At 63.5% G+C, this 20,814-nt stretch carries 18 protein-coding genes; 14 read left to right on the forward strand and 4 right to left on the reverse strand.

The window, feature by feature from the left end; translation table 11 throughout:
* The 8 genes from EG244_RS08405 to EG244_RS08440 all read left to right on the forward strand — a co-directional run bounded on the left by EG244_RS08405 (position 1) and on the right by EG244_RS08440 (position 8,981).
* Entirely contained in the window at positions 1-288 is a 288-nt protein-coding gene (locus EG244_RS08405) for an SCP2 sterol-binding domain-containing protein (RefSeq protein WP_124964559.1), read from the forward strand.
* Positions 285-1,220, forward strand: coding sequence for an alpha/beta fold hydrolase (locus EG244_RS08410; protein WP_124964560.1), 936 nt, complete (start codon positions 285-287; stop codon positions 1,218-1,220). The genes EG244_RS08405 and EG244_RS08410 overlap by 4 nt, the downstream gene beginning before the upstream one ends.
* A 280-nt stretch (positions 1,221-1,500) precedes the next feature.
* Positions 1,501-1,896 (forward strand): MerR family transcriptional regulator, encoded by a 396-nt coding sequence (locus tag EG244_RS08415; RefSeq protein WP_124964628.1) that lies wholly within the window; start codon positions 1,501-1,503, stop codon positions 1,894-1,896.
* Between the two features lie 34 nt (positions 1,897-1,930).
* On the forward strand, positions 1,931-3,706 hold the full coding sequence (locus EG244_RS08420; RefSeq protein WP_124964561.1) for an acyl-CoA dehydrogenase C-terminal domain-containing protein: 1,776 nt from the start codon (positions 1,931-1,933) through the stop codon (positions 3,704-3,706).
* Between the two features lie 49 nt (positions 3,707-3,755).
* A complete protein-coding gene (locus EG244_RS08425) occupies positions 3,756-3,968 on the forward strand; it encodes a hypothetical protein (protein WP_124964562.1) in 213 nt (70 codons plus the stop codon).
* A gap of 25 nt (positions 3,969-3,993) precedes the next feature.
* Positions 3,994-5,148 (forward strand): acyl-CoA dehydrogenase family protein, encoded by a 1,155-nt coding sequence (locus EG244_RS08430; protein WP_407644039.1) that lies wholly within the window; start codon positions 3,994-3,996, stop codon positions 5,146-5,148.
* A gap of 418 nt (positions 5,149-5,566) precedes the next feature.
* Positions 5,567-6,778 carry an acetyl-CoA C-acetyltransferase gene (locus tag EG244_RS08435; RefSeq protein WP_124964563.1) on the forward strand — a complete coding sequence of 404 codons (1,212 nt, stop codon included), beginning with the start codon at positions 5,567-5,569 and terminating at the stop codon, positions 6,776-6,778.
* 7 nt (positions 6,779-6,785) lie between these two features.
* Positions 6,786-8,981 (forward strand): 3-hydroxyacyl-CoA dehydrogenase NAD-binding domain-containing protein, encoded by a 2,196-nt coding sequence (locus EG244_RS08440; RefSeq protein WP_124964564.1) that lies wholly within the window; start codon positions 6,786-6,788, stop codon positions 8,979-8,981.
* Here EG244_RS08440 and EG244_RS08445 read toward each other — a convergent pair.
* Positions 8,951-9,577 carry a Hint domain-containing protein gene (locus EG244_RS08445; protein WP_124964565.1) on the reverse strand — a complete coding sequence of 209 codons (627 nt, stop codon included), beginning with the start codon at positions 9,575-9,577 and terminating at the stop codon, positions 8,951-8,953. The genes EG244_RS08440 and EG244_RS08445 overlap by 31 nt on opposite strands.
* A 205-nt stretch (positions 9,578-9,782) precedes the next feature.
* Here EG244_RS08445 and EG244_RS08450 point away from each other — a divergent pair, with 205 nt between their 5' ends.
* Positions 9,783-11,414, forward strand: coding sequence for an AMP-binding protein (locus tag EG244_RS08450; RefSeq protein WP_124964566.1), 1,632 nt, complete (start codon positions 9,783-9,785; stop codon positions 11,412-11,414).
* 77 nt (positions 11,415-11,491) lie between these two features.
* Here EG244_RS08450 and hemN read toward each other — a convergent pair whose 3' ends face one another.
* The gene (gene hemN, locus EG244_RS08455; protein WP_124964567.1) at positions 11,492-12,847 is read right to left on the reverse strand and encodes an oxygen-independent coproporphyrinogen III oxidase; all 1,356 of its coding nucleotides are present in this window, start codon (positions 12,845-12,847) and stop codon (positions 11,492-11,494) included.
* Positions 12,848-12,926: 79 nt separating this feature from the next.
* Between hemN and fnrL the strand changes: the two genes are divergently transcribed.
* The 4 genes from fnrL to EG244_RS08475 all read left to right on the forward strand — a co-directional run bounded on the left by fnrL (position 12,927) and on the right by EG244_RS08475 (position 17,532).
* The gene (fnrL, locus tag EG244_RS08460) at positions 12,927-13,679 is read left to right on the forward strand and encodes a transcriptional regulator FnrL (RefSeq protein WP_124964568.1); all 753 of its coding nucleotides are present in this window, start codon (positions 12,927-12,929) and stop codon (positions 13,677-13,679) included.
* Between the two features lie 24 nt (positions 13,680-13,703).
* Positions 13,704-14,522 (forward strand): TIGR00282 family metallophosphoesterase, encoded by an 819-nt coding sequence (locus tag EG244_RS08465; protein ID WP_124964569.1) that lies wholly within the window; start codon positions 13,704-13,706, stop codon positions 14,520-14,522.
* Positions 14,523-14,935: 413 nt separating this feature from the next.
* Positions 14,936-16,714, forward strand: coding sequence for an SLC13 family permease (locus EG244_RS08470; RefSeq protein ID WP_124964570.1), 1,779 nt, complete (start codon positions 14,936-14,938; stop codon positions 16,712-16,714).
* Between the two features lie 77 nt (positions 16,715-16,791).
* Positions 16,792-17,532 (forward strand): YebC/PmpR family DNA-binding transcriptional regulator, encoded by a 741-nt coding sequence (locus tag EG244_RS08475; RefSeq protein WP_124964571.1) that lies wholly within the window; start codon positions 16,792-16,794, stop codon positions 17,530-17,532.
* Between the two features lie 205 nt (positions 17,533-17,737).
* Here the strand turns inward: EG244_RS08475 and nrdF are convergent, their stop codons facing one another.
* Complete coding sequence (nrdF, locus tag EG244_RS08480) at positions 17,738-18,709, reverse strand: class 1b ribonucleoside-diphosphate reductase subunit beta (RefSeq protein WP_124964572.1); 972 nt, start codon at positions 18,707-18,709, stop codon at positions 17,738-17,740.
* 194 nt (positions 18,710-18,903) lie between these two features.
* Here nrdF and EG244_RS08485 point away from each other — a divergent pair, with 194 nt between their 5' ends.
* The gene (locus EG244_RS08485) at positions 18,904-19,872 is read left to right on the forward strand and encodes a glycosyltransferase family 8 protein (RefSeq protein ID WP_124964573.1); all 969 of its coding nucleotides are present in this window, start codon (positions 18,904-18,906) and stop codon (positions 19,870-19,872) included.
* Between the two features lie 52 nt (positions 19,873-19,924).
* Here the strand turns inward: EG244_RS08485 and EG244_RS08490 are convergent, their stop codons facing one another.
* Positions 19,925-20,641, reverse strand: a complete 717-nt coding sequence (locus EG244_RS08490) for a glycosyltransferase family 25 protein (RefSeq protein WP_158617277.1) — start codon at positions 20,639-20,641, stop codon at positions 19,925-19,927.
* Positions 20,642-20,814: the final 173 nt, after the last annotated feature.

Genomic DNA, 20,814 nt, shown 5'->3' on the forward strand with positions numbered 1-20,814 from the left:
ATGAGCGCCATTCTGGAAGCCGTGGTCGCTGAGCTGTCGCAAAAGGACACCTCGGAGTATAACGGCAGCGCCAAATTTGAGATTGAGGGCGAAGGTTCGGTCTATCTCGACGCCGATGGCGTACGCATTTCCGATGAGGAAGCCGATGTCACCCTGAAGGCCAGCCTTGAGACCTTCCGCGGGATCTTTGAGGGCAATGTGAACCCGACCATGGCCTTCATGACCGGTAAACTGAAGATCGACGGCTCCATGGGCCGCGCCATGGCACTGGCCTCCGTTCTGTCGTGACCAAAGCGCCCGCGTGGCCGCTGTGCCCGCCCGGGGTTGAGCGCTGGCTCACCACGTCGGACGGCATAGGGCTGCGCGCGCTGCTCTGGCCGCGCCCTGAGGCGCGCGGCACCGTGCTGATCCTGAACGGACGCACGGAATATGCCGAGAAATACGGCGAGGCGGCTCTCGCGCTCCAGGCGGCGGGCTTCAGTGCCGCCACCCTGGACTGGCGCGGACAGGGGCTGTCCCAGCGCCTGCTGCCGGATCCGCGCAAGGGCCATGTCAGCCGGTTTCGCGATTATCAGCTGGATCTGGCGGCGCTGACCGCCGTGCTCAGGGCTCCGGATTTTCCGGAGCCTTTTTTCATGCTGGCCCATTCCATGGGCGGTGCCATCGGGCTGCGGGCGCTGGCCGAGGGGCTGCCCGTCAAAGCGGCGGTCTTTCTGGCGCCGATGTGGGGCATCCGCCTGCCCGGCCCCATCGGGGGGCTGGCGCTGCAGACCTTTACCGCGACAGCCCGCACGCCCCTCGCCGCGCACTATGCCCCGCCCCCTGCAGGTGGTGCCGCGCCCTCCTTTGAGCTGCGCGGCTTTACGGGCAATCCGCTGACCGGCGATCCGGCCCGCTGGCGGCAGATGGGGGATTATCTGCGCGCCCACCCTGACCGCGACATCGCAGGCCCCACCGTCGGCTGGCTGGCGGAGGCTCTGGCCGAATGCCGCGCGCTCAGGGCGCTGCCCTCTCCCGCGCTGCCCTGCCTGACGCTGAGCGGCGCGCACGAGCGGATCGTCAGCCTGACCGCCATCCGCCACCGTCTGAGCCTCTGGCCGCAGGCGGTTTATCACGAGTGGGCCGGGGCCGCGCATGAGTTGCTGATGGAAGCCCCCGCCACCCGTGAGGCCGTTCTCGCCGGGATCTCGGTCTTCCTGCGCAGTCACGCGCCCGGGTGATCCGGCCTCAACCGGGCGACGGCCACCGCAAATCTGATTCGAAATGCCGCGCTCTGTGACATGGGAAAGCGCCCCCTGGCCTGGCTTTCTGCCTCAAATCGCAGCAGGCCAGAGGCCTCTCCCCGCAACCCCTGGCTGTGACGCAGCGTGACGCCGCACGCCCGGCCTGGTTGACGCGACGTTATGTTTACGTCAACGTCAATGCGTGACTATCTTCCCTTCATAGCCCCGGAAATCCAGTTAGCCCGGGGGCGGAGGACCCGGTTTGAAAGACGATCAGATCCAGCCCGATGTGATGACCATCCGCGAGATGTGCGACGCCTTTGACGTCACACCGCGGACTTTACGCTTTTATGAAGCGAAAGAACTGCTGTTCCCGATCCGTGACGGCCAGAAGCGCCTTTTCACCCGCCGTGACCGCGGTCGGCTGAAGCTGATCCTGCGCGGCAAGCGCTTTGGCTTTGCCCTCGAAGAAATCCGCCAGCTGCTCGATCTTTATGATCGCGGCGATCAGCAGGAAGAACAGCTGACCCGCACCTATACAATCGCTCATGAGCGCCTCTCCGATATGGAGCGGCAGCGCGATGAGCTGAACGTGGCCATTGCTGAGCTGAAAAGCCAGCTCGAATGGGGGGCAGAGCTTCTCGCCTCCTTCCGCCGTCCGGCCGCCGAATGAATTGAGAGCGCCCCCGGGCGTCAGGGAGAACACCATGCCGATCTACAATGCCCCCGTGAAAGACATGCAGTTCCTGCTGCAGGATCTGTTCAAAATCACTCAGTCCGACATCCCCGGCTATGCCGATCTGGAACGCGATTTCACCGGCGCGGTGCTGGAAGAAGCGGGCAAGCTCGCCTCCGGTGTGCTTGCGCCGCTGAACTTCCCCGGCGACCGCGAAGGCTGCCGCATCGAAGGCACCGAGGTTTTCACCCCGAAAGGCTTCAAAGAGGCCTTTGAGGCGCTGAAAGAAGGCGGCTGGAACGGCCTTGATCTGCCTGAGGAATATGGCGGCCAGAACCTGCCCTATCTGATGGCCACGGCTGTGGGCGAGATCATGGTCTCGGCCAATATGGCCTTCAATATGTATCAGGGCCTGACCCATGGTGCGATCTCGGCGATCCTGGCGGCGGGCAGCGATGAGCTGAAGGCGACCTATCTGCCGAAGATGACCTCGCTGGAATGGACCGGCACCATGAACCTGACCGAGCCCCATGCGGGCACCGATCTGGGCATGATCCGCACGAAGGCCGAGCCGCAGGACGACGGCAGCTATAAGATCACCGGCACCAAGATCTTCATCTCGGCCGGTGAGCATGACATGGCCGAAAACATCATCCACCTGGTGCTGGCCAAAGCGCCGGGCGGCGGCGAAGGCACCAAAGGCATCTCGCTCTTTATCGTGCCGAAGTTTCTGGTGAATGCCGACGGCTCACTCGGCGCGCGCAATGGCGTGACGGTCGGCAATATCGAAGAGAAGATGGGCATTCACGGCAATTCCACCTGCGTGATGAATTATGACGGTGCAACCGGCTGGCTGCTGGGCGATCTGCACAAGGGCATGAAGCATATGTTCGTCATGATGAACGAAGCCCGCGTCGGCGTCGGCCTTCAGGGCTATGCCCAGGCGGCGGCCGCCTATCAGAACGCCGTGGTCTATGCGACCGAGCGTCTGCAGGGCCGCGCCGTCACCGGCAAAGCCAACCCGGAAGGCCCCGCCGATCCGCTGATCGTGCATCCCGACATCCGCCGCGCGCTGATGGATCAGAAAAGCTTTGTCGAGGGTGCCCGCGCCTTCACCCTCTGGGCCGCGACGCTGCTGGACCGCACCCACCGCAACGGCGACAAAGAAGCCGAAGGGCTGGTCTCGCTGCTGACCCCGGTCATCAAGGGCTTCCAGACCGACAAGGGCTTTGAATGCGCCGTACAGGCCCAGCAGATCTATGGCGGCCACGGCTATATCGAAGAGCAGGGCATGTCGCAATTCGTCCGCGATGCCCGGATCGCCATGATCTATGAAGGCGCCAACGGCGTTCAGGCGCTGGATCTGGTGGGCCGCAAGCTGGCCTCCGACGGCGGTAAAAACGTCATGGCCTTCTTCGAGCTGGTGAAGGCCGAGTGCAAAGCCCATGAGGGCGATGCGCGGATGCAGCCCTTCACGGAAGCCCTGAAAGCCGCCTCCAAACAGCTTCAGGCCGCGGGGATGTATTTCATGCAAAACGGCATGAGCAATCCCAATGCCGCGCTTTCAGGCTCGAATGACTTCATGCATCTGACCGGCCATGTCTGCCTTGGGCTGATGTGGACCCGCATGGCCAAAGCCGCTTATGAGGCGCTGGAGGCCGGCACCGTCGATAAAGACTTCGCTGAGACGAAGATCGCCACCGGGCGCTACTATATGGCCCGCCAGCTGCCCGCCTGCGCCATGCATCTCGCCCGCATTGAGAGCGGCTCTGAGAGCGTCATGGCGCTTACGGCAGATCAGTTCTGACCCTTCGGGGGCGCGCGCGCCGCGCCCCTGCCCCTGCCCGAGGATCCCGATGCCCAAACGCTTCCGCCTGACGCGACGTTTTCCTGCCGCCATGACCGAAGACGGCTATCGTCGCCTCAGACGCTTTGCCGCCGAGGCAGGCCTTGATGAGGGTGAGGCGCTGTCGTTTCTCTTTGAGCATTTCGACAGCGTGACGGACCATGAGGCGCTGCAGCACCGCCTGCGGCTCTTCAATTCTGAGCTTGAGGCCCGAAAGGGCTGAACGACCTCTGGGAGGGGGAGAGGCTATGACATTTCCGATGATGGCATCCGCCTGGATGACCGAAGAGCATCAGATGCTCGCCGGGATGACCCGCGATTTCATCACCCGCGAATGGATGCCGCAGTATGAGCGCTGGCGTCATCAGGGCGAGATGGACCGCGAGACCTGGACGCAATGCGGGGACCTGGGCCTTTTGCTGCCTTCGGTCTCGGAAGAGTACGGCGGCGCGGGCGGCGATTTCGGCCATGAAGCGGTGATCCTGATGGAGGGCGCAAGGGCCAACCTTTCCTCCTGGGGCCACGGCATCCACAGCTGCATCGTGGGGCATTACATCTACACCTACGGCACCGAAGAGCAAAAACGCCGCTGGCTGCCGAAAATGGCGAGTGGGGAACTGGTCGCGGCCCTCGCCATGACGGAACCCTCGGGCGGCTCAGATGTGCAGAACCTCAAAACCCGCGCAGTGCGGGACGGGAATGTCTATCGGCTGAACGGATCCAAGACTTTCATCACCAATGGCAAACATGCCGATCTGATCCTGGTGGCTGCCAAAACTGACCCCACCCAGCGCGCGCGCGGCACCTCTCTCATCATGGTGGAAGCCTGGGATGCCCCCGGCTTTCGCCGCGGTCGCAAGCTGGAAAAACTCGGCATGAAGTCGGCCGATACATCGGAGCTGTTCTTCGACGACGTGCCGGTGCCGCCGGAAAACATCCTCGGCGGCGAAGAGGGCCAGGGCTTCTATCAGATGATGAAGCAGCTGCCCCAGGAGCGTCTGTCGATCGGCTGCACCGCCGTCGGCGCCATGGAAGGCGCGGTCGAGCGCACCATCCAGTATTGCAAAGAGCGCGAAGCCTTCGGCCAGCCCATCATCAATTTCCAGAACACCCGCTTCAAACTGGCGGAATGCAAAACCAACACCTTCGTGGCCCGCAGCTTTCTTGACGCCTGCATCACTGCCCATCTGAAAGGCGAGCTGACCGTGGAGCAGGCCGCCATGTGCAAATATTGGCTCACCGACCTGCAGTTTCAGGTGCTTGACGAATGCGTCCAGCTTCACGGCGGCTACGGCTATATGCAGGAATATGCCGTTGGTGAGATGTGGTCGGACGCCCGTGTGCAGCGCATCTACGGCGGCACCAATGAAATCATGAAAGACCTCATCGGACGCTCGCTGTGACGAAAGCCCCCGCCCTTCGTACTGCCGCACCGCTCCCCGGCCACCTCCCGTGGCCGCGCGGGCGCGGCCGGCCTCCGGCGGGAGTATTTGGAAAAAGCCAAAGCGCAGGGCGCGCCCTGCCGGTCACCGGGAAGCAGCCGACAGGGCGACTTTGGCTTTTGCGGTCATCGGCTCTCCAGCCTGTACCGCATCACCACTCTGCGCCGGAACTGGTTAGCAAAGCCTTAAGAACGGTCTTCGAAAGGGCGCGGCTCGTCGTCCCGCGCCTGATTTTGGCTTTTCTTAAATACTCACCTTCAAACCCCTCCGCCTGGCGGCTCCCTACCCTGGAGCAGAACGCCCGGTGGAAATGCCCTGATGCCCCCGACGGCTCCGCAGTCCTGCGGCCGGTCCGGCGCAGATGATCCCAGGAGGACCCATGGAAGAGGCCTATATCTATGACGCCGCCCGCACACCGCGCGGCAAGGGGCGGCCGGACGGCAGCCTGCATGAAGTCAGCCCTGTCCGGCTCTCTGCCGGCATCCTGAATGCGATCAAAGACCGCAACAACCTCGACACCGCCGCAGTGGAAGATGTGATCTGGGGCAATGTCACCCAGGTGGGCGAGCAGGGCGCCTGCCTTGCGCGCACGGCCGTTCTGGCCTCAGAATTTGCCGAAAGCGTGCCGGGCCTGTCGATCAACCGCTTCTGCGCCTCGGGCATGGAGGCCGTGAACCTTGCGGCCAACCAGGTGCGTGGCGGCGCGGGCATGGCCTATGTCGCGGGCGGCGTTGAGAGCATGAGCCGCGTGCCCATGGCCTCGGACGGCGGCGCCATTGCGGTGGATCCGCAGGTGGCAGTTGGAAATTACTTCGTGCCTCAGGGCATCTCAGCAGATGTGATTGCCACGGAATATGGCTTCAGCCGCGCCCAGGCGGATGCGCTTTCTGTCGAGAGCCAGCGCCGTGCGGCCCAGGCCTGGGCGGAGGGGCGCTTTGCAAAGAGCATCGTGCCGGTGAAGGATATCAACGGCCTGACGATCCTTGATCACGATGAATATATGCGCCCCGGCACCACGCTGGAAAACCTCGGCGCACTGAAGCCTGCCTTTCAGGAGTGGGGCGAGGTTATGCCCGGCTTTGATAAGATCGCTCTGATGAAATATCCGCATCTGGAGCGCATCAACCACATCCACCACGCCGGGAACTCGTCCGGCATCGTGGATGGTGCGGCGGCCGTTCTCATCGGCAACAAAGCCTTTGGGGAGAAATACGGGCTGAAGCCCCGGGCGCGGATCCGGGCCACGGCCAAGATCGGCACCGATCCCACCATCATGCTGACCGGCCCGGTTCCGGTGACGGAAAAGATCCTGCGCGACAGCGGGATGAGCATCCGTGACATTGATCTTTTCGAAGTGAACGAGGCCTTTGCCTCGGTCGTGCTGCGCTTTCAGCAGGCTTTTGGTGTCGATCCCGCCATCGTCAATGTGAACGGCGGCTCGATTGCCATGGGTCACCCGCTGGGTGCCACCGGGGCCATGATCATCGGCGCGCTGCTCGATGAGCTGGAGCGCAGCGGCAAGGGCGTGGGCCTTGCCACGCTTTGTGTGGCCTCCGGCATGGGTGCCGCGACCATCATTGAACGGCTGTGAGGGACAGATGACCGATTTTCATTATGCCGTGGACGGTGACGGTGTTGCCACCATCACCTGGGATGTCGCGAATAAATCGATGAACGTCCTCAGCCTTGCGGGTCTGCAGGAGCTGAGCGATCACATCGACGCCGCGCTTGCCGATGAAGGCGTGAAAGGCGTCATCCTGACCTCCGGGAAAAAGGATTTCGCCGGCGGGATGGATCTCAACATCATCGCCCGCATGAAAGAAGAGGCCGGCGACAACCCCGCCAAAGGCGTCTTTGAGGGCGTGATGGCCATGCATGCCGTGCTGCGCAAAATCGAGCGCGCGGGGATGGATCCCAAGACCCTCAAAGGCGGCAAGCCGATTGTCGCCGCCCTGCCCGGCACCGCGCTTGGCATCGGGCTGGAACTGCCGCTGGCCTGTCACCGCGTCATCGCGGCGGACAATCCGAAGGCCAAAATCGGCCTGCCGGAGATTATGGTCGGCATCTTCCCCGGCGCGGGCGGCACCACCCGGGTGGTGCGCAAACTTGGCGTGATGATGGCCGCGCCGGTGATCCTGGAAGGCAAGCTCAATGATCCCAAGGGCGCAAAGAGCATCGGTCTGATCGATGAGGTTGTGGCCCCCGATCAGCTTCTGGCCCGCGCGAAGGAGTGGGTGTTGGCCGCAAAGCCCGCAGAGCTGGCAAAGCCCTGGGACCAGAAGGGCTTCAAGCTGCCCGGTGGCGCGCCCTATACGCCTCAGGGCTTCCAGATGTTCCTTGGTGCCTCGGCCATGGTGCATGGCAAAACCTGGGGGGCTTTCCCGGCCGCCAAGGCACTGCTCTCGGCGGTTTATGAAGGCGCGCTGGTGCCCTTTGACACCGCCCTGAAGATTGAGGCGCGTTGGTTTACCCATGTGCTGATGAACCCCTCCTCGGGGGCGATGATCCGCTCGCTTTTCATCAACAAAGAGGCGCTGGAGAAAGGCGCGAACCGGCCCAAAGTCGCTGATGAGACGGTGAAAAAGGTCGGTGTGCTGGGCGCGGGCATGATGGGCGCGGGCATTGCCTATGTCTCGGCCATGGCGGGGATTGAGGTCGTGCTGATCGATGCCGCCCAGGAGGCCGCCGAGCGGGGCAAAGGCTATAGCCAGGGCCTGCTGGAAAAGGCCGTCAAACGCGGCAAATCCACGCCGGAGAAAATGGCCGAAGTGCTGGGCCGCATCACCGCCACCACCGATTATGCGGCGCTTGAAGGCTGCGATCTGATCGTGGAAGCGGTCTTTGAGGACCCGAAGGTCAAGGCCGGCGTCACCGCCCAGGCCGAAGCCGTGATCCCGGAGACGGCGATCTTTGCCACCAATACCTCGACCCTGCCGATCTCAGAGCTTGCCAAGGCCTCAAAGCGGCCGGAGCAGTTCATCGGCATCCACTTCTTCTCGCCCGTCGATAAGATGCTGCTGGTGGAGATCATCAAGGGCAAAGAGACCGGCGCGCGCGCAGTGGCCAAGGCGCTCGATTATGTGCGTCAGATCCGCAAGACCCCGATCGTGGTGAACGACGAGCGTTTCTTCTACGCCAACCGCTGCATCATCCCCTATATCAACGAGGGCATGCGCCTTGTCGGCGAAGGCACCGAGCCTGCGCTGGTGGAAAATGCCGCGCGCCTTCTCGGCATGCCGCTGGGACCCTTGCAGCTTGTCGATGAGACCTCGCTGGATCTGGGCAAAAAGATCGCCGTGGCGACCCGTGCGGCCATGGGCAATGCCTATCCCGACGGCGCGGTGGATGAGATCATCTTCCGCCTGGTGGATGAGGGGCGTCTGGGCAAAAAGGCCAATGCCGGGTTTTATGCCTATGATGAGGCCGGGAAACGTCAGGGCCTGTGGGCAGGTCTCTCTGAGCGCTTCCCCGTGGCTGAGGCGCAGCCCGGGTTGACCGAGGTGCAGCACCGTCTGATCCTGGCGCAGGTTCTGGAGGCGGTGCGCGCGCTGGAGGCCGGGGTTCTTGAGGACATCCGCGAAGGCGATGTCGGCGCGATCCTCGGCTGGGGCTTCATGCCCTGGTCTGGCGGCCCCTTCGGCTGGCTGGATATCATGGGCGCGGCCAGGGTCGTTGAGATCTGTGACCGGCTGACCGCCACCCATGGCGCGCGGTTTGAAGCGCCGCAGCTTCTGCGCGACATGGCCGCGAAGGGCGAGACGTTTTACGGCGACAGGGCCCGCAAAGCGGCCTGAGTGAACATCAGGGCGTCCCCCTCGGGGGGCGCCTCCTCTGCGGCATCAAGTGCCCCGATCAGCGCGCGTGCCCCCGCAAGGTCTGCCAGGGGCACGTCAGGCAGATCATAAGGCAAAAAGCCCGGCGGCAGGCCCAGGGTGTCGGGCGGGCAGTAAAGCTGCAGATCGCCCTCGGCGCAGACCAGCGCCCCTTCGCTCAATTGCAGGATCACCACCTCTTCCATCGCCTGCGGCCGCGTGCGGCAGATACCGCCGCGCCCTTCAAGAGCGGCCGCAGGAACGGCGACGGCCTCTGCGCCCGCCAGGACCAGCACCGGCTGCTCGGGTAAAAGCCGCAGAACGGAGGGGTTGCCCAGCGCCCCGGCGGGGATTTCAAGCGGCCAGTGCATCCCGGGCCAGCCCGCGGGACCTGCATCACAAAAGGCCCGCTGCACGGCGCGGATCTCGGTGAAACCTGCCTCTCCGGTCAGCAGCAGATCGCCCGGCCGCAGCGCCGTCACCTCGCGAATGCCGCGGGCGGTGACAAGGCAGGTGCCGCTGAGCAGCCCTTCGGTGACGAAATGTGGCAGCGCGTCTTCCTCTGACGGACAGGACATGGATTCCCCTTTGAGCGGCCTTTGTGAACCGGGCCCTGCTGTCAGATAGCGTCAAAACACGCCCCCGGGGGAGAAAATTCTATGCGCCGCAGCGTTTTGGAAAAGATTTGCGGCTTTCCCGCCGCGCCATCCTTCGGGCTGATTTACAAAAGCCGGAGGCGCCGGAATAGTTCAGCGAGATGTGGCTGTCGCGGAGGGGGGATCCATGGGCTGGCTGGCAGATGAACGGGGACTTGAGAAGACACGGGCCAATTATGCGCCGCTGACGCCTTTGTCCTGGCTGAGGCGGGCGGCGGCGATCTGGCCCGATCATGAGGCGCTGGTTTACGGGCCGCGGCGGCAGAGCTACCGCGATCTTTATGCCCGGGTCAGCCGTCTGGCCTCAGGGCTGGCGGCGCGGGGGGTGCAGCCGGGGGATGTGGTGGCGACGCTGATCCCCAATCTTCCCGCCCAGGTCGAGGCGCATTTCGGTGTGCCCGCCTGCGGGGCGGTGCTCAATGCCATCAACACGCGGCTCGATGTGGAGACCGTGGCCTATATCTTTGCGCATGGCGGCGCAAAGGTGGTGATCGCCGATACCGCCTTCCTGCCGCTGGCCGAGGCCGCCTGCGCCGCCATGACGACCCGCCCGCCCGAAATCATTGAAGCCGCCGATGCCCATGCCGGCTTCCCGCTGACCGGCCGGCACGGGGATTATGAAGACCTGCTGGCCTCTGGTGATCCGGGCTTCGCCTGGCTCATGCCCGCGGATGAATGGGAGAGCCTTGCGCTGAATTATACCTCCGGGACGACGGGGCGGCCGAAGGGGGTGGTTTATCACCACCGCGGGGCCGCACTGGCGGCCCAGGGGCAGGTGATCTCCTGGCGCATGGTGCTGCATCCGCGCTATCTGACGATTGTGCCGCTGTTTCACTGCAATGCCTGGTGTCACCCCTGGATGATGCCCCTGGTGGGCGGGACGATGATCTGCTGCCGCGATATCACCGCCGGGGCGATCTATGCGGCGATTGCCGATGAGGGGGTGACCCATTTCGGCGGCGCGCCGATCGTTTTGAACACGCTGATCAATGCGCGCGACGAAGAGCGGCGGAGTTTTCCGCAGACCGTTGAGGTCTTCACCGCCGGGGCGCCCCCGGCAGCCGCCACTCTGGCCGCGATTGAGCCTCTGGGCTTTAATGTGACCCAGGTTTACGGGCTGACCGAGACCTATGGTCCGGCCACCGAATGCACCTGGCAGGCGGGTTTTGAGCATCTGAGTGAGGCGGAGCGCTTTGCCGTCAAGGCGCGCACCGGGGTCGGCATGCCCTTTATGGAGGAGGTCACCGTGCTGGGAGAGGCGGATCAGCCCGTCCCCTTTGACGGCGTGACCCTGGGCGAGATTGCGCATCGCGGCAATGGTGTGATGAAGGGCTATTATAAGAACCCCGAGGCCACCGCAGAGGCCTTTAAGGGCGGCTGGTTCCGATCCGGTGACATCGCCTTCCGCCATGAGGATGGCTATATCAAAATCGCGGACCGCGCGAAGGATATCATCATCTCCGGGGGCGAGAATGTGAGTTCCGTCGAGGTGGAAGGCGTGCTGATGGCGCATCCTTCGGTCTCGCTTTGTGCGGTGGTGGCGCTGCCCGATGACAGATGGGGCGAGGTGCCCTGTGCCTTTGTGGAGCTGAAGGAGGGGGCAGTTGTGGATGAGGCCGCGCTGATCGCGCATTGCCGCAGCCGTCTGGCCGGGTTCAAGACACCAAAGCGGGTGATCTTCGGGGATTTGCCGAAGACCTCGACGGGGAAGATCCAGAAGTTTGAGCTGCGCGGGCGGGCGAAGGCGCTGGCGGGCTGACCGGAGCGCTTGTGTCAGGCGCCGGGGGCTTTGCGCCCCCGGACCCCCGCAGAGTATTTGCAAAAAGCCAAAGCAGGTCAGATTGCGCCGGAATGGGAGGCGCGGGAGAGGTCATAGGCGTCGAAGCTGCGGGCGATCATGCGGGTGAGAGCGCGGCCGCGGGGGGGGATTTCAAAGCTGTCGTCGCGGTTTTCGACCATAGGGCCGAATTCCTCCGCAGCGCGGGCGAAGAGCGGGGCGGCGGGATCGGCGAGTTTGGGGAAGCGGCGGCGGAGCTCGGCTTTATCGACGCGGAAATCGCACATCAGGGCCTCAATGATGCGGGCGCGCAGCAGGTCTTCCGATTGGAAGAGATGGCCGCGGGCGGTGGCAAAGCGGCCGGCGCGGATCTGGCTGGTGTAATCGCCGGTGGCCGCGGCGTTCTGGGCATAGCCCCCGGGGAAGCGCGAGATGGAAGAGGCGCCGAGCCCGATCAGCACGCCGGAGGGATCATCGGTATAGCCCTGGAAGTTGCGCCGCAGCTGGCCGCTTTCAGCTGCGCGGGCGAGGCCGTCTTCGGGAAGGGCGAAATGGTCGATGCCGATCTGGCGGTAGCCCTCGGCCTCGAAGAGCGCGCGGGCGGTGTCGAAGAGCGCGAGGCGCTCCTGCGGGGCGGGCAGCGCCTCGGAGGGGATGAGTTGCTGGCGGCGGCTCATCCAGGGGACATGGGCATAGCCGTAAAGCGCCACGCGGTCGGGGCGCAGAGTGAGCAGCTGCGCCACGGAGGCGGTGATCTTCCCGGGGGTCTGATGTGGCAGGCCGAAGAGGATATCGGCATTGAGGCTTTTGATGCCGCGGGCGCGCAGCCCTTCCGCCGCGCTGCGGGTGATCTCATAGCTTTGCTCGCGGCCGATGGCTTTCTGGATGGCCGGGTCGAAATCCTGCACGCCGATGGAGGCGCGGTTCATGCCCGCGGCGGCCAGGGCATCGAGGCGGGCCTCGTCGATCTCATTGGGGTCGATCTCGACCGAGAATTCGCCCTCCGCGGCCATGGGGGCGATGGCGAAGATCGCCTGTGCGAGATCGGTCATTGCGGCGGCGGAGAGCAGCGTGGGCGTGCCGCCGCCCCAGTGCAGCCGGCTGAGCGTGACACCTTCGGGCAGATGATGCGCGAGGAGTTGCAGCTCTGCTTTCAGGGTGTCGAGATAGGCGGTGACCGGGCTGTCGGAGCTGGTGCCCTGGGTGCGGCAGGCGCAGAACCAGCACAGCCGGCGGCAGAAGGGCACATGCAGATAGAGCGAAATCCGCGCCCCTGGCGGGATCGCCGCCAGAAAACCGGCAAATTCTGCCGGGCCCGTGGCCGCATTAAAGTGCGGAGCCGTGGGATAACTGGTATAACGGGGAACCTTCGCGTCGAAAAGTCCAAGGCGGGTGAGTTGCGGGTCTCTGTCCATGCGTGCTAGCTAACGCAGAGGCAGCCGCCTTTCCTTGACCTGTATCAAATTTCACCCCCCTCTGCCGGATTGCATTCAGATGAGCGTTAAGCCCCTGCCGCTGGCGCCGCAGATTGCCTGCGGAGACTGTCAGATCCGCCATCGTGCTGTCTGTGCCCGCTGTGAGGGGGATGAGCTTCAGGCGCTCGAAGAGATCAAATATTACCGCAGGTTTGAGGCGGGCCAGACCCTGGTGTGGTCGGGCGACCGGATGGATTTCGTGGCCTCGGTGGTCAGCGGCATTGCCACGCTGACCCAGACCATGGAAGACGGGCGGCGGCAGATGGTGGGGCTTTTGCTGCCCTCGGACTTTGTGGGCCGGCCCGGGCGGGCGCGGGCACCCTATGATGTGACGGCGACCACCGATGTGATGGTCTGCTGTTTCCGCCGCCAGCCCTTTGAGGCGATGATCCTGCGCACGCCGCATCTGGCGCAGCGGCTTTTGGAAATGACGCTGGATGAGCTGGACGCCGCGCGGGAGTGGATGCTTCTGCTGGGCCGCAAGACCGCGCGGGAAAAGATTGCGAGCCTGCTGGCCATTCTGGCGCGGCGCAATGCCACCCTGCTCAGTCAGACCGTGAAGGGCCGGGCGATCACCTTTGATCTGCCGCTCACGCGGGAAGCGATGTCGGATTACCTTGGCCTGACACTGGAGACGGTCAGCCGTCAGATCTCGGCGCTGAAGCGCGACGGGGTGATCCATCTGGAAGGCAAGCGGCACATCACCGTGCCGGATATGAACCGCCTGCTGAGTGAGGCAGGCGATGACAGTGACGGCGGTCTGGTTGACTGAGCCGCAATCAGGAAAGGTCTGCCGATGAAGCTGTTGTTTCTGGGCGATGTCATGGGTCGCGCCGGGCGCAATGCCATTTCGGGTCAGCTTGCAAAGCTGCGCGCGGACTGGGGCCTCGATTTTGTTGTGGTGAACGGGGAGAATGCCTCAAGCGGGGCCGGGCTGACCATGGCGCACTCCAAGGCGCTGCTGGAAGCCGGGGCCGATGTGGTGACGCTGGGCGATCATGCCTTTGATCAAAAAGACATGCTCAGCTTTATCGACAAAGAGCCGCGCATTCTGCGGCCGCTGAACTTCTCAAAGACCGCGCCGGGGAAAGGCGCCCGGGTCTATCAGGACCACCGGGGCCGTAAAGTGCTGGTGACCCAGGTGCTGGGCCAGGTCTTTATGAAGCGGCCCTTTGACGATCCCTTCTCGGCCGTGCTGCAGGTGATGCGCGCGCATCCCCTTGGCGGGCAGGTTCAGGCGGCGATTCTGGACGTCCATTGTGAGGCCACCTCTGAGAAGATGGCGCTTGGTCACTGGTGTGACGGCCATATGAGCCTGGTGGTCGGCACCCATACCCACGTGCCGACGGCGGATACGATGATCCTGCCCGGCGGCACCGCCTTTCAGTCGGACGCGGGGATGTGCGGGGATTACAACTCCGTCATCGGCATGCAGAAAGATGAGCCGATGCGCCGTTTCATCACCGGCATGCCCGGCGGGCGGTTTGAACCTGCGGGCGGCGAGGCGACGCTGTCGGGGGTCTATGTTGAGACCGATGATAAGACCGGCAAGGCTCTGATGGTCAAAGCCATCCGGGTCGGCGGTCGTCTGTCCCAGTCCACGCCGCTCTCCTGATCGGGCCTGCGGCGGCGGGGACCCCTGCCCCGCCCTCGCGCGCTGTCCTGCACGGGCTTTCTCTGCGCCGCCGCTCGTCGGTGCGCGCTGAGGCCCGAGCGTGGTGCGCGACCCAAAAAGCCCGCGACGATCCCGCAGGCGACGACCAGCACCAGCAGAAAGCTGAAGCCCTGGAGCATGGCGCTTCCTGCCGCATCGCCGCCATCGAGGCGGTGCAGCCCCCGGGCAAAGACCGCCCCACGCAGAGCCGAGCCGCATGAGGAGGCGCGGGCGTCATCCGGAGGGGCCTTCTGAATATCCTTTAGCTTCGGATCACTTGCACCGGCCTTAGCCCCCTCGCAACGGCGCATCCCACTTGCCGCTGCGGCGGTCTCCTGCTCAGATGCCGGAAGCTCGTGCAGGAAGGCTAACGGATGCTCGGTTTCGACTTTTCTCAACCCGTCATGGCTGTTCTGGCCCTGCTGATCCTTGGCGGGATGTTTGTGCTCTTCCTGCTGGAGACCTGGCCTGTTGAGGTGGTGGCCATCGCGGGTGCGGCGCTGATGCTGGTGCTGGGCATATTGCCGATGGCGGATGCGGTCGACAGCCTGTCGAACTCTGCCCCATGGACCATCGCCATGATGTTCATGATCATGGGCGGGCTGGTGCGGACCGGAGCGGTGGAGATGATGGTCTCGGTGGTCAGCCGCCATGTGGATGATCATCCCAGGCTGACCGTTGTGGGGCTTTTTGCCTTTGTGGCGCTGGCCTCGCCCTTCATGAACAACACGCCCCTGGTGGCGGTGATGATCCCGGTGGTGATCCGGCTTGCGGTGCGGATCGGGGCTGCGCCCTCGAAGATGCTGATCCCGCTGAGCTATCTGACCGTGATGGGCGGGATGATCACGCTGATCGGCACCTCGACCAATATTCTGGTCGACGGGGTGGCACGGCGCGCGGGCCTGGAGCCGTTTTCGATCTTTGAGATCGCGCCACTGGGGCTGGTTATTACCATTGTGGGGGCGGCCTATCTGGGGCTGGCAGCGAAAAGCCTGCTGCCGGACCGCCAGTCGATGGGGACGCTGCTGACCGACCGCACGCGGCGGAAGTATTTCACCGAAGTGGTAGTGCCCGAAGGCTCGGCCCTGATCGGCATCAAAGCGGTTGAGGCGGATCTCTTTCGCCCCGACGGGGTGCGGGTCATCGACGTGCTGCGGGGCGATCTGTCGCTCAGGCGCAACCTTGCAGAGGTGATTCTGCAGGCCGGGGACCGGGTGGTGCTGCGCTCGGATATGGCGGAACTGCTGGGGCTGAAGGAGCGGCCTGAGCTGACGCTGGCGGCGCGGGTCTCTTCGGTTGAGACCGAGACGGTGGAGGTGCTGATCACGCCGGGCTGCCGGATGCTGGGGCGGCAGCTGGGGCAGATGCGGCTGAGGCGGCGCTACGGCGTTTATGTGATCGCGGCGCACCGGCGCAACCAGAACATCGGGCGGCAGCTGGAAGATCTGGTGGTGCAGATCGGCGATACGCTGCTGCTGGAGGGTGCGATTGCCGATATCCAGCGGCTGGCGGCGGATATGGATCTGGTCGAGGTGAACCGCCCCTCTGACCGCGCTTATCGCCGTGGCAAGGCCCCGATCGCGCTGGCGGCGCTGGCGCTGGTGGTGGTGCTTTCGGCCTTTGATCTGGCGCCGATCATGGCCCTCGCGCTGGTGGGGGTGGCGCTTATTCTGGTGACGCGCTGTGTGGATCCGGATGAGGCTTTGTCTTTTGTCGATGGCCGGCTGCTGGCGATGATCTTTGCCATGGTGGCGGTGGGCGCGGGGCTGGATCACTCCGGGGCCGTCGGGCTGATCGTCGGCGCGGCAGAGCCCTGGCTGCGCGGCCTGCCGCCCATGGCGCTGATCTTTTGTGTCTATCTGCTGGGGCTGATTCTGACGGAGTTTTTGTCCAATAACGCCGTGGCGGTGCTTTATACGCCGGTGGCGATCAGCCTGGCCAATGAGCTGGGCTATGATCCGCGCCCCTTTGTGGTGGCGGTGATGTTCTCGGCCACTTTGGCCTTTGCCACGCCGATCGGCTATCAGACCAATCTGATGGTCTATGGCCCGGGCGGTTATAAATTCAGCGATTACGTCCGGGTGGGGGTGCCTTTGAACCTGATCACCTGCGTGATTGCGACGATTCTGATCCCGATCCTCTGGCCTCTGTAAGGGCCGGGGTTGCGGGAGGGGCTTTTCGCGCTTTATAGAGGCCCATCAACAGACACAGTCTCCCGGGAGAAGGTCACATGGCAGGCCATTCGAAATGGGCGAACATCCAGCACCGCAAGGGCAAGCAGGATGGCATCCGCTCCAAGATGTTCTCGAAGCTGGCGAAGGAAATCACCGTCGCCGCCAAGATGGGCGACCCCGATCCCGATAAAAACCCGCGTCTGCGTCTGGCCATCAAGGCTTCCAAAGCCCAGTCGATGCCGAAAGACGTGATCGACCGTGCGATCAAAAAATCGCAGACCGGCGATGCGGCGGATTACACCGAGATCCGTTATGAGGGTTACGGCGCGGGCGGCATTGCGATCATCGTCGAAGCGATGACCGACAACCTGAACCGCACCGCCTCCAACGTGCGCAGCTATTTCACCAAAGCGGGCGGCAATATGGGCCAGACCGGCTCGGTGAGCCATGGCTTTGACCGCCTGGGTGCGATCACCTATCCGCTGAGCGCAGGCGATGCCGATAAGGTCATGGAAGCGGCGATCGACGCCGGAGCCGATGACGTTGTGACCGACGAAGACGGTCACTTCATCTATTGCGCGGTCGAAGACCTGTCGGCTGTCTCGGAGGCGCTGGAAGCGGTTTTGGGCGAATCCACCGAAGCCAAGCTGATCTGGAAGCCGCAGGTTCTGACCGAGGTGGATCTGGAGACCGCGCAGAAGCTGATGAAGCTGGTGGATCTGCTGGAAGAGGATGACGATGTGCAGACCGTCACCCATAACTTCGACGTCCCCGAGGATGTGGCAGCGCAGCTCTGATCCTGCGGGACTGCCGATGCGGTGAATGCTTTGAGAGCCCCCGGTGCCGATGCGCAGCGGGGGTTTTTCTGTCGGGGGCGCAAAGAGGGGCTCTGCCCCGCCAGGGCTGCGCCCTGCCCCCCCGGAGTATTTTTCAAAAAGCCAAAGCAAAAGCCCGGGCGCGCTGAGCGGGCCCGGGCTTTTGTGGCAGATCAGGATGCCGGGATCAGAAATCCCAGTCTTCGTCCTCGGTGGCGACGGCTTTGCCGATCACATAGCTGGAGCCCGAGCCGGAGAAGAAGTCGTGGTTTTCGCTGTCAGGCGAGAGGGCCGCGAGGATGGCCGGGTTCACATCGCAGGCCTGCGGCGGGAAGAGCGCCTCATAGCCGAGGTTCTGCAGCGCCTTATTGGCGTTGTAATGCAGGAAGGCTTTGACGTCTTCGGTGAGGCCGATGCCGTCGTAGAGTTCCTCGGTGTAGCGCTGCTCGATCTCATAGAGGTCGAACATCAGGCTGAAGGCGAAATCCTTCAGCTCCTGTTTGCGCTCTTCCGGCTGGGTTTCCAGCGCGCGCTGGTATTTATAGCCGATGTAATAGCCATGGACCGCTTCATCACGGATGATGAGGCGGATGAGGTCGGCGGTATTGGTCAGCTTGGCGCGGCTGGACCAATACATCGGCAGATAGAAGCCCGAATAGAAGAGGAAGCTTTCCAGGAAGACGCTGGCGATCTTTTTCTTCAGCGGGTCATTCGCGGCCTTGTATTTATCAAGGATCGCATAGGCTTTTTGCTGCAGATGCGGGTTCTCTTCGGCCCAGCGGAAAGCGGCATCCACTTCCGGGGTCGAGCAGAGCGTCGAGAAGATCGACGAATAGGACCGCGCGTGCACCGCCTCCATGAAGGAGATATTCGAGAGCACCGCCTCTTCGTGGGGGGTGACGGCATCGGGCATCAGCGAGGGCGCGCCCACGGTGTTCTGGATGGTGTCGAGAAGCGTCAGGCCGGTGAAAACGCGGATCGTGAGTTCACGCTCTTCGGGGCGCAGCGTCGCCCAGGAGGGAACATCGTTCGACAGCGGCACTTTTTCCGGCAGCCAGAAGTTGACCGTCAGACGGTTCCAGACTTCCAGGTCTTTCTCGTCCTGCAGCCGGTTCCAGTTGATGGCTTTAAGCGGCGTGCGAAGGCTCGCATCCTTCATGTCATGACCCCGGAATTTGGAAGTGAAGTTGTTCTCTCTGAGATAGCCCCCGGGGCGCGATTAAGCAATCGCGGGCGGCGGGTCTTTCACAGAAGAGGGGCTTTGTGCACGGGCATGGACTGCGACAAATAGGGATGGCGCGACTGTGGCGATCCTGATCAGATGGCGCAGAGCTGAGCGGAGCCGGTATCGTTATGAGCACGGATGTTTCCCCTGCCCCGTCCCTGCGCAAAGCGGTGGTGCTTTGCGTCGATCAGGCCTATCTGCCCTTCGCGCTGTTTTTGATGCGGCAGATTGATTTCCATGAGCCGGAGCGCGATTTCGACTTTGTGCTGATGTCCGACAGCGATCTGGCGGTGCCTGCGGGGTTTGAGGCGCTGCGGATCCGGCTTCTGCCGCCGCTGGAGAGCGCGGAATATGACGCGCAGAAGATCACGCATCTGTCGCGCGCTACCTATCTGCGGCTCTGGGCGCCGCAGGCGCTGGCGGGGGCCTATGACCGGGTGCTCTATCTCGATGCCGATATGTTCGCCGATGCGGGCGGCTTTTCCCGGCTGATGGCGGTGGAGATGCGGGGCCTGGCGATTGCGGCGGTGCGCGATGTGCAGCAGTGGTATCGCCCCACCCGCGATGTGGAGGAGTTTCGCAAAGCCGGCCGACGGGGGCGGCGCTATTTCAATGGCGGGCTTTTGCTGATTGATGTGGCGCAATATCTGGCTGATGACATCCTGGGGCGGGCGCTGCAAATCGCGGCCGCGCATCCCGAGTGGGTCCGCCATCATGATCAGTCGCTGCTGAACCTGACCGTCGACGGATCATGGCTGGAGTTATCTCCCGTCTGGAACTGGCAATGGCCGATCAAATACGCGCTTTATGGCGACTGGAGTGGTGCCAGGCTGCATCACTTCATCGGCTGGTATAAGCCCTGGGCGGATCGCGAGGCGATCTGTGCGGCGCGTTTCACGCTGGGCTATGAGGCCTTTCTGAGCCGGCATTTCCCCGAGACCCCGCGCGCGGGGCCGCAGAAGCCCTCTCTGCTGACCGGGGGAAAGCGGTTCTGGAAGGCGGTGCTGCGGTTTTTTGCGCTGCGCAGGCGGGCGCTGGCCTATTTCCGTGAGTTCCCCGAGGCTTACCACACGAAAGTGAACCGCCCGCCGCCGTGAGGCTGGCCCGGGCTGACCGACGGCGGCCCGCTGCCCTCTGCGGCGCGGCCTCTCAGCTTCTGACAGTATTCCAGAGCGCCCAGCCGTAAAGCGGCAGGCGGCGCTTGAGGTCATACCAGCCGTTGCGTGTGCCCCGGTCTGCTGCCCCCTCTGGGCCGATGACGCTGGTGACATAGGTCAGCCCTACGGGTGGCATATCGAAGGAGAGGCCCAATCCGCTACGGCTCATGAGGTAGCGCAACTGATCGTCGACCGGACGGTGCAGCTTTTGCTCATTCAGATCGCGGAGGAATTCAGCCGCACCTTCCCGGTTCCAGAGGATGGCCGACATGAGGATCGGAAACTGAAATGAACGACGCAGGCGACGGCCGGCGATATCGGCGATATTCCGGTAACGTTTAGGATAAGGCGACGAGAGGTTGATGCAGTGCCAGCGCTGCCCGGGGTGGGCTTCCAGCCAGGCCAGCGTGGCCTCGATGGCCGGGAAGGTCTGATCGTCAAAACAGACGTCATCTTCAAAGACCAGACAATGCTCTTCGTCGCTGGCGAGAAAGATCTCAAGGCAGCGCTTGTGGCTGAGCGCACAACCCAGCTCGCCCCGGCGGATGGGACGGTTGTGCAGGCTGCGGAAGCGGTGGTTGTCAAACTCAGGATGCGTGTCGATGACATCGGGCGCGATGGCGGCAAAGCGCCGGAAATTACGACCGGCACGGGAAAACTGCACTTTCAGCGCGTCCAGACGGTCTGTGCTGCGATCAAGGTTAATCACTAGAGTAAGAATGGCGATCTCCGTTCCCGGTCAGATGTCAGACGCGCCGGGAAACCTCCGGTCCGGAAATCCTATAGCCTCACCTGCACGGGTATTTCATGCGACATCAGGTCTCTGAAATCAACCTGAGGTACATTTTTCTCCAAGCCTGGGTATAAGCACCCTGACATGAA

It is taken from the genome of Falsigemmobacter faecalis (assembly GCF_003863335.1).
Lineage (GTDB): Bacteria > Pseudomonadota > Alphaproteobacteria > Rhodobacterales > Rhodobacteraceae > Wagnerdoeblera > Wagnerdoeblera faecalis.

What these genes read in the sequence shown, in the direction of transcription:
- EG244_RS08475 (WP_124964571.1), top strand. Translation starts at nt 16,792, where the DNA reads ATGGCAGGCCATTCGAAATGGGCGAACATCCAGCACCGCAAGGGCAAG.
- EG244_RS08405 (WP_124964559.1), top strand. Translation starts at nt 1, where the DNA reads ATGAGCGCCATTCTGGAAGCCGTGGTCGCTGAGCTGTCGCAAAAGGAC.
- EG244_RS08440 (WP_124964564.1), top strand. Translation starts at nt 6,786, where the DNA reads ATGACCGATTTTCATTATGCCGTGGACGGTGACGGTGTTGCCACCATC.
- EG244_RS08450 (WP_124964566.1), top strand. Translation starts at nt 9,783, where the DNA reads ATGGGCTGGCTGGCAGATGAACGGGGACTTGAGAAGACACGGGCCAAT.
- EG244_RS08435 (WP_124964563.1), top strand. Translation starts at nt 5,567, where the DNA reads ATGGAAGAGGCCTATATCTATGACGCCGCCCGCACACCGCGCGGCAAG.
- EG244_RS08445 (WP_124964565.1), bottom strand. Translation starts at nt 9,577, where the DNA reads ATGTCCTGTCCGTCAGAGGAAGACGCGCTGCCACATTTCGTCACCGAA.
- EG244_RS08430 (WP_407644039.1), top strand. Translation starts at nt 3,994, where the DNA reads ATGACATTTCCGATGATGGCATCCGCCTGGATGACCGAAGAGCATCAG.
- fnrL (WP_124964568.1), top strand. Translation starts at nt 12,927, where the DNA reads ATGAGCGTTAAGCCCCTGCCGCTGGCGCCGCAGATTGCCTGCGGAGAC.
- EG244_RS08465 (WP_124964569.1), top strand. Translation starts at nt 13,704, where the DNA reads ATGAAGCTGTTGTTTCTGGGCGATGTCATGGGTCGCGCCGGGCGCAAT.
- hemN (WP_124964567.1), bottom strand. Translation starts at nt 12,847, where the DNA reads ATGGACAGAGACCCGCAACTCACCCGCCTTGGACTTTTCGACGCGAAG.
- nrdF (WP_124964572.1), bottom strand. Translation starts at nt 18,709, where the DNA reads ATGAAGGATGCGAGCCTTCGCACGCCGCTTAAAGCCATCAACTGGAAC.
- EG244_RS08425 (WP_124964562.1), top strand. Translation starts at nt 3,756, where the DNA reads ATGCCCAAACGCTTCCGCCTGACGCGACGTTTTCCTGCCGCCATGACC.
- EG244_RS08485 (WP_124964573.1), top strand. Translation starts at nt 18,904, where the DNA reads ATGAGCACGGATGTTTCCCCTGCCCCGTCCCTGCGCAAAGCGGTGGTG.
- EG244_RS08470 (WP_124964570.1), top strand. Translation starts at nt 14,936, where the DNA reads ATGCTCGGTTTCGACTTTTCTCAACCCGTCATGGCTGTTCTGGCCCTG.
- EG244_RS08420 (WP_124964561.1), top strand. Translation starts at nt 1,931, where the DNA reads ATGCCGATCTACAATGCCCCCGTGAAAGACATGCAGTTCCTGCTGCAG.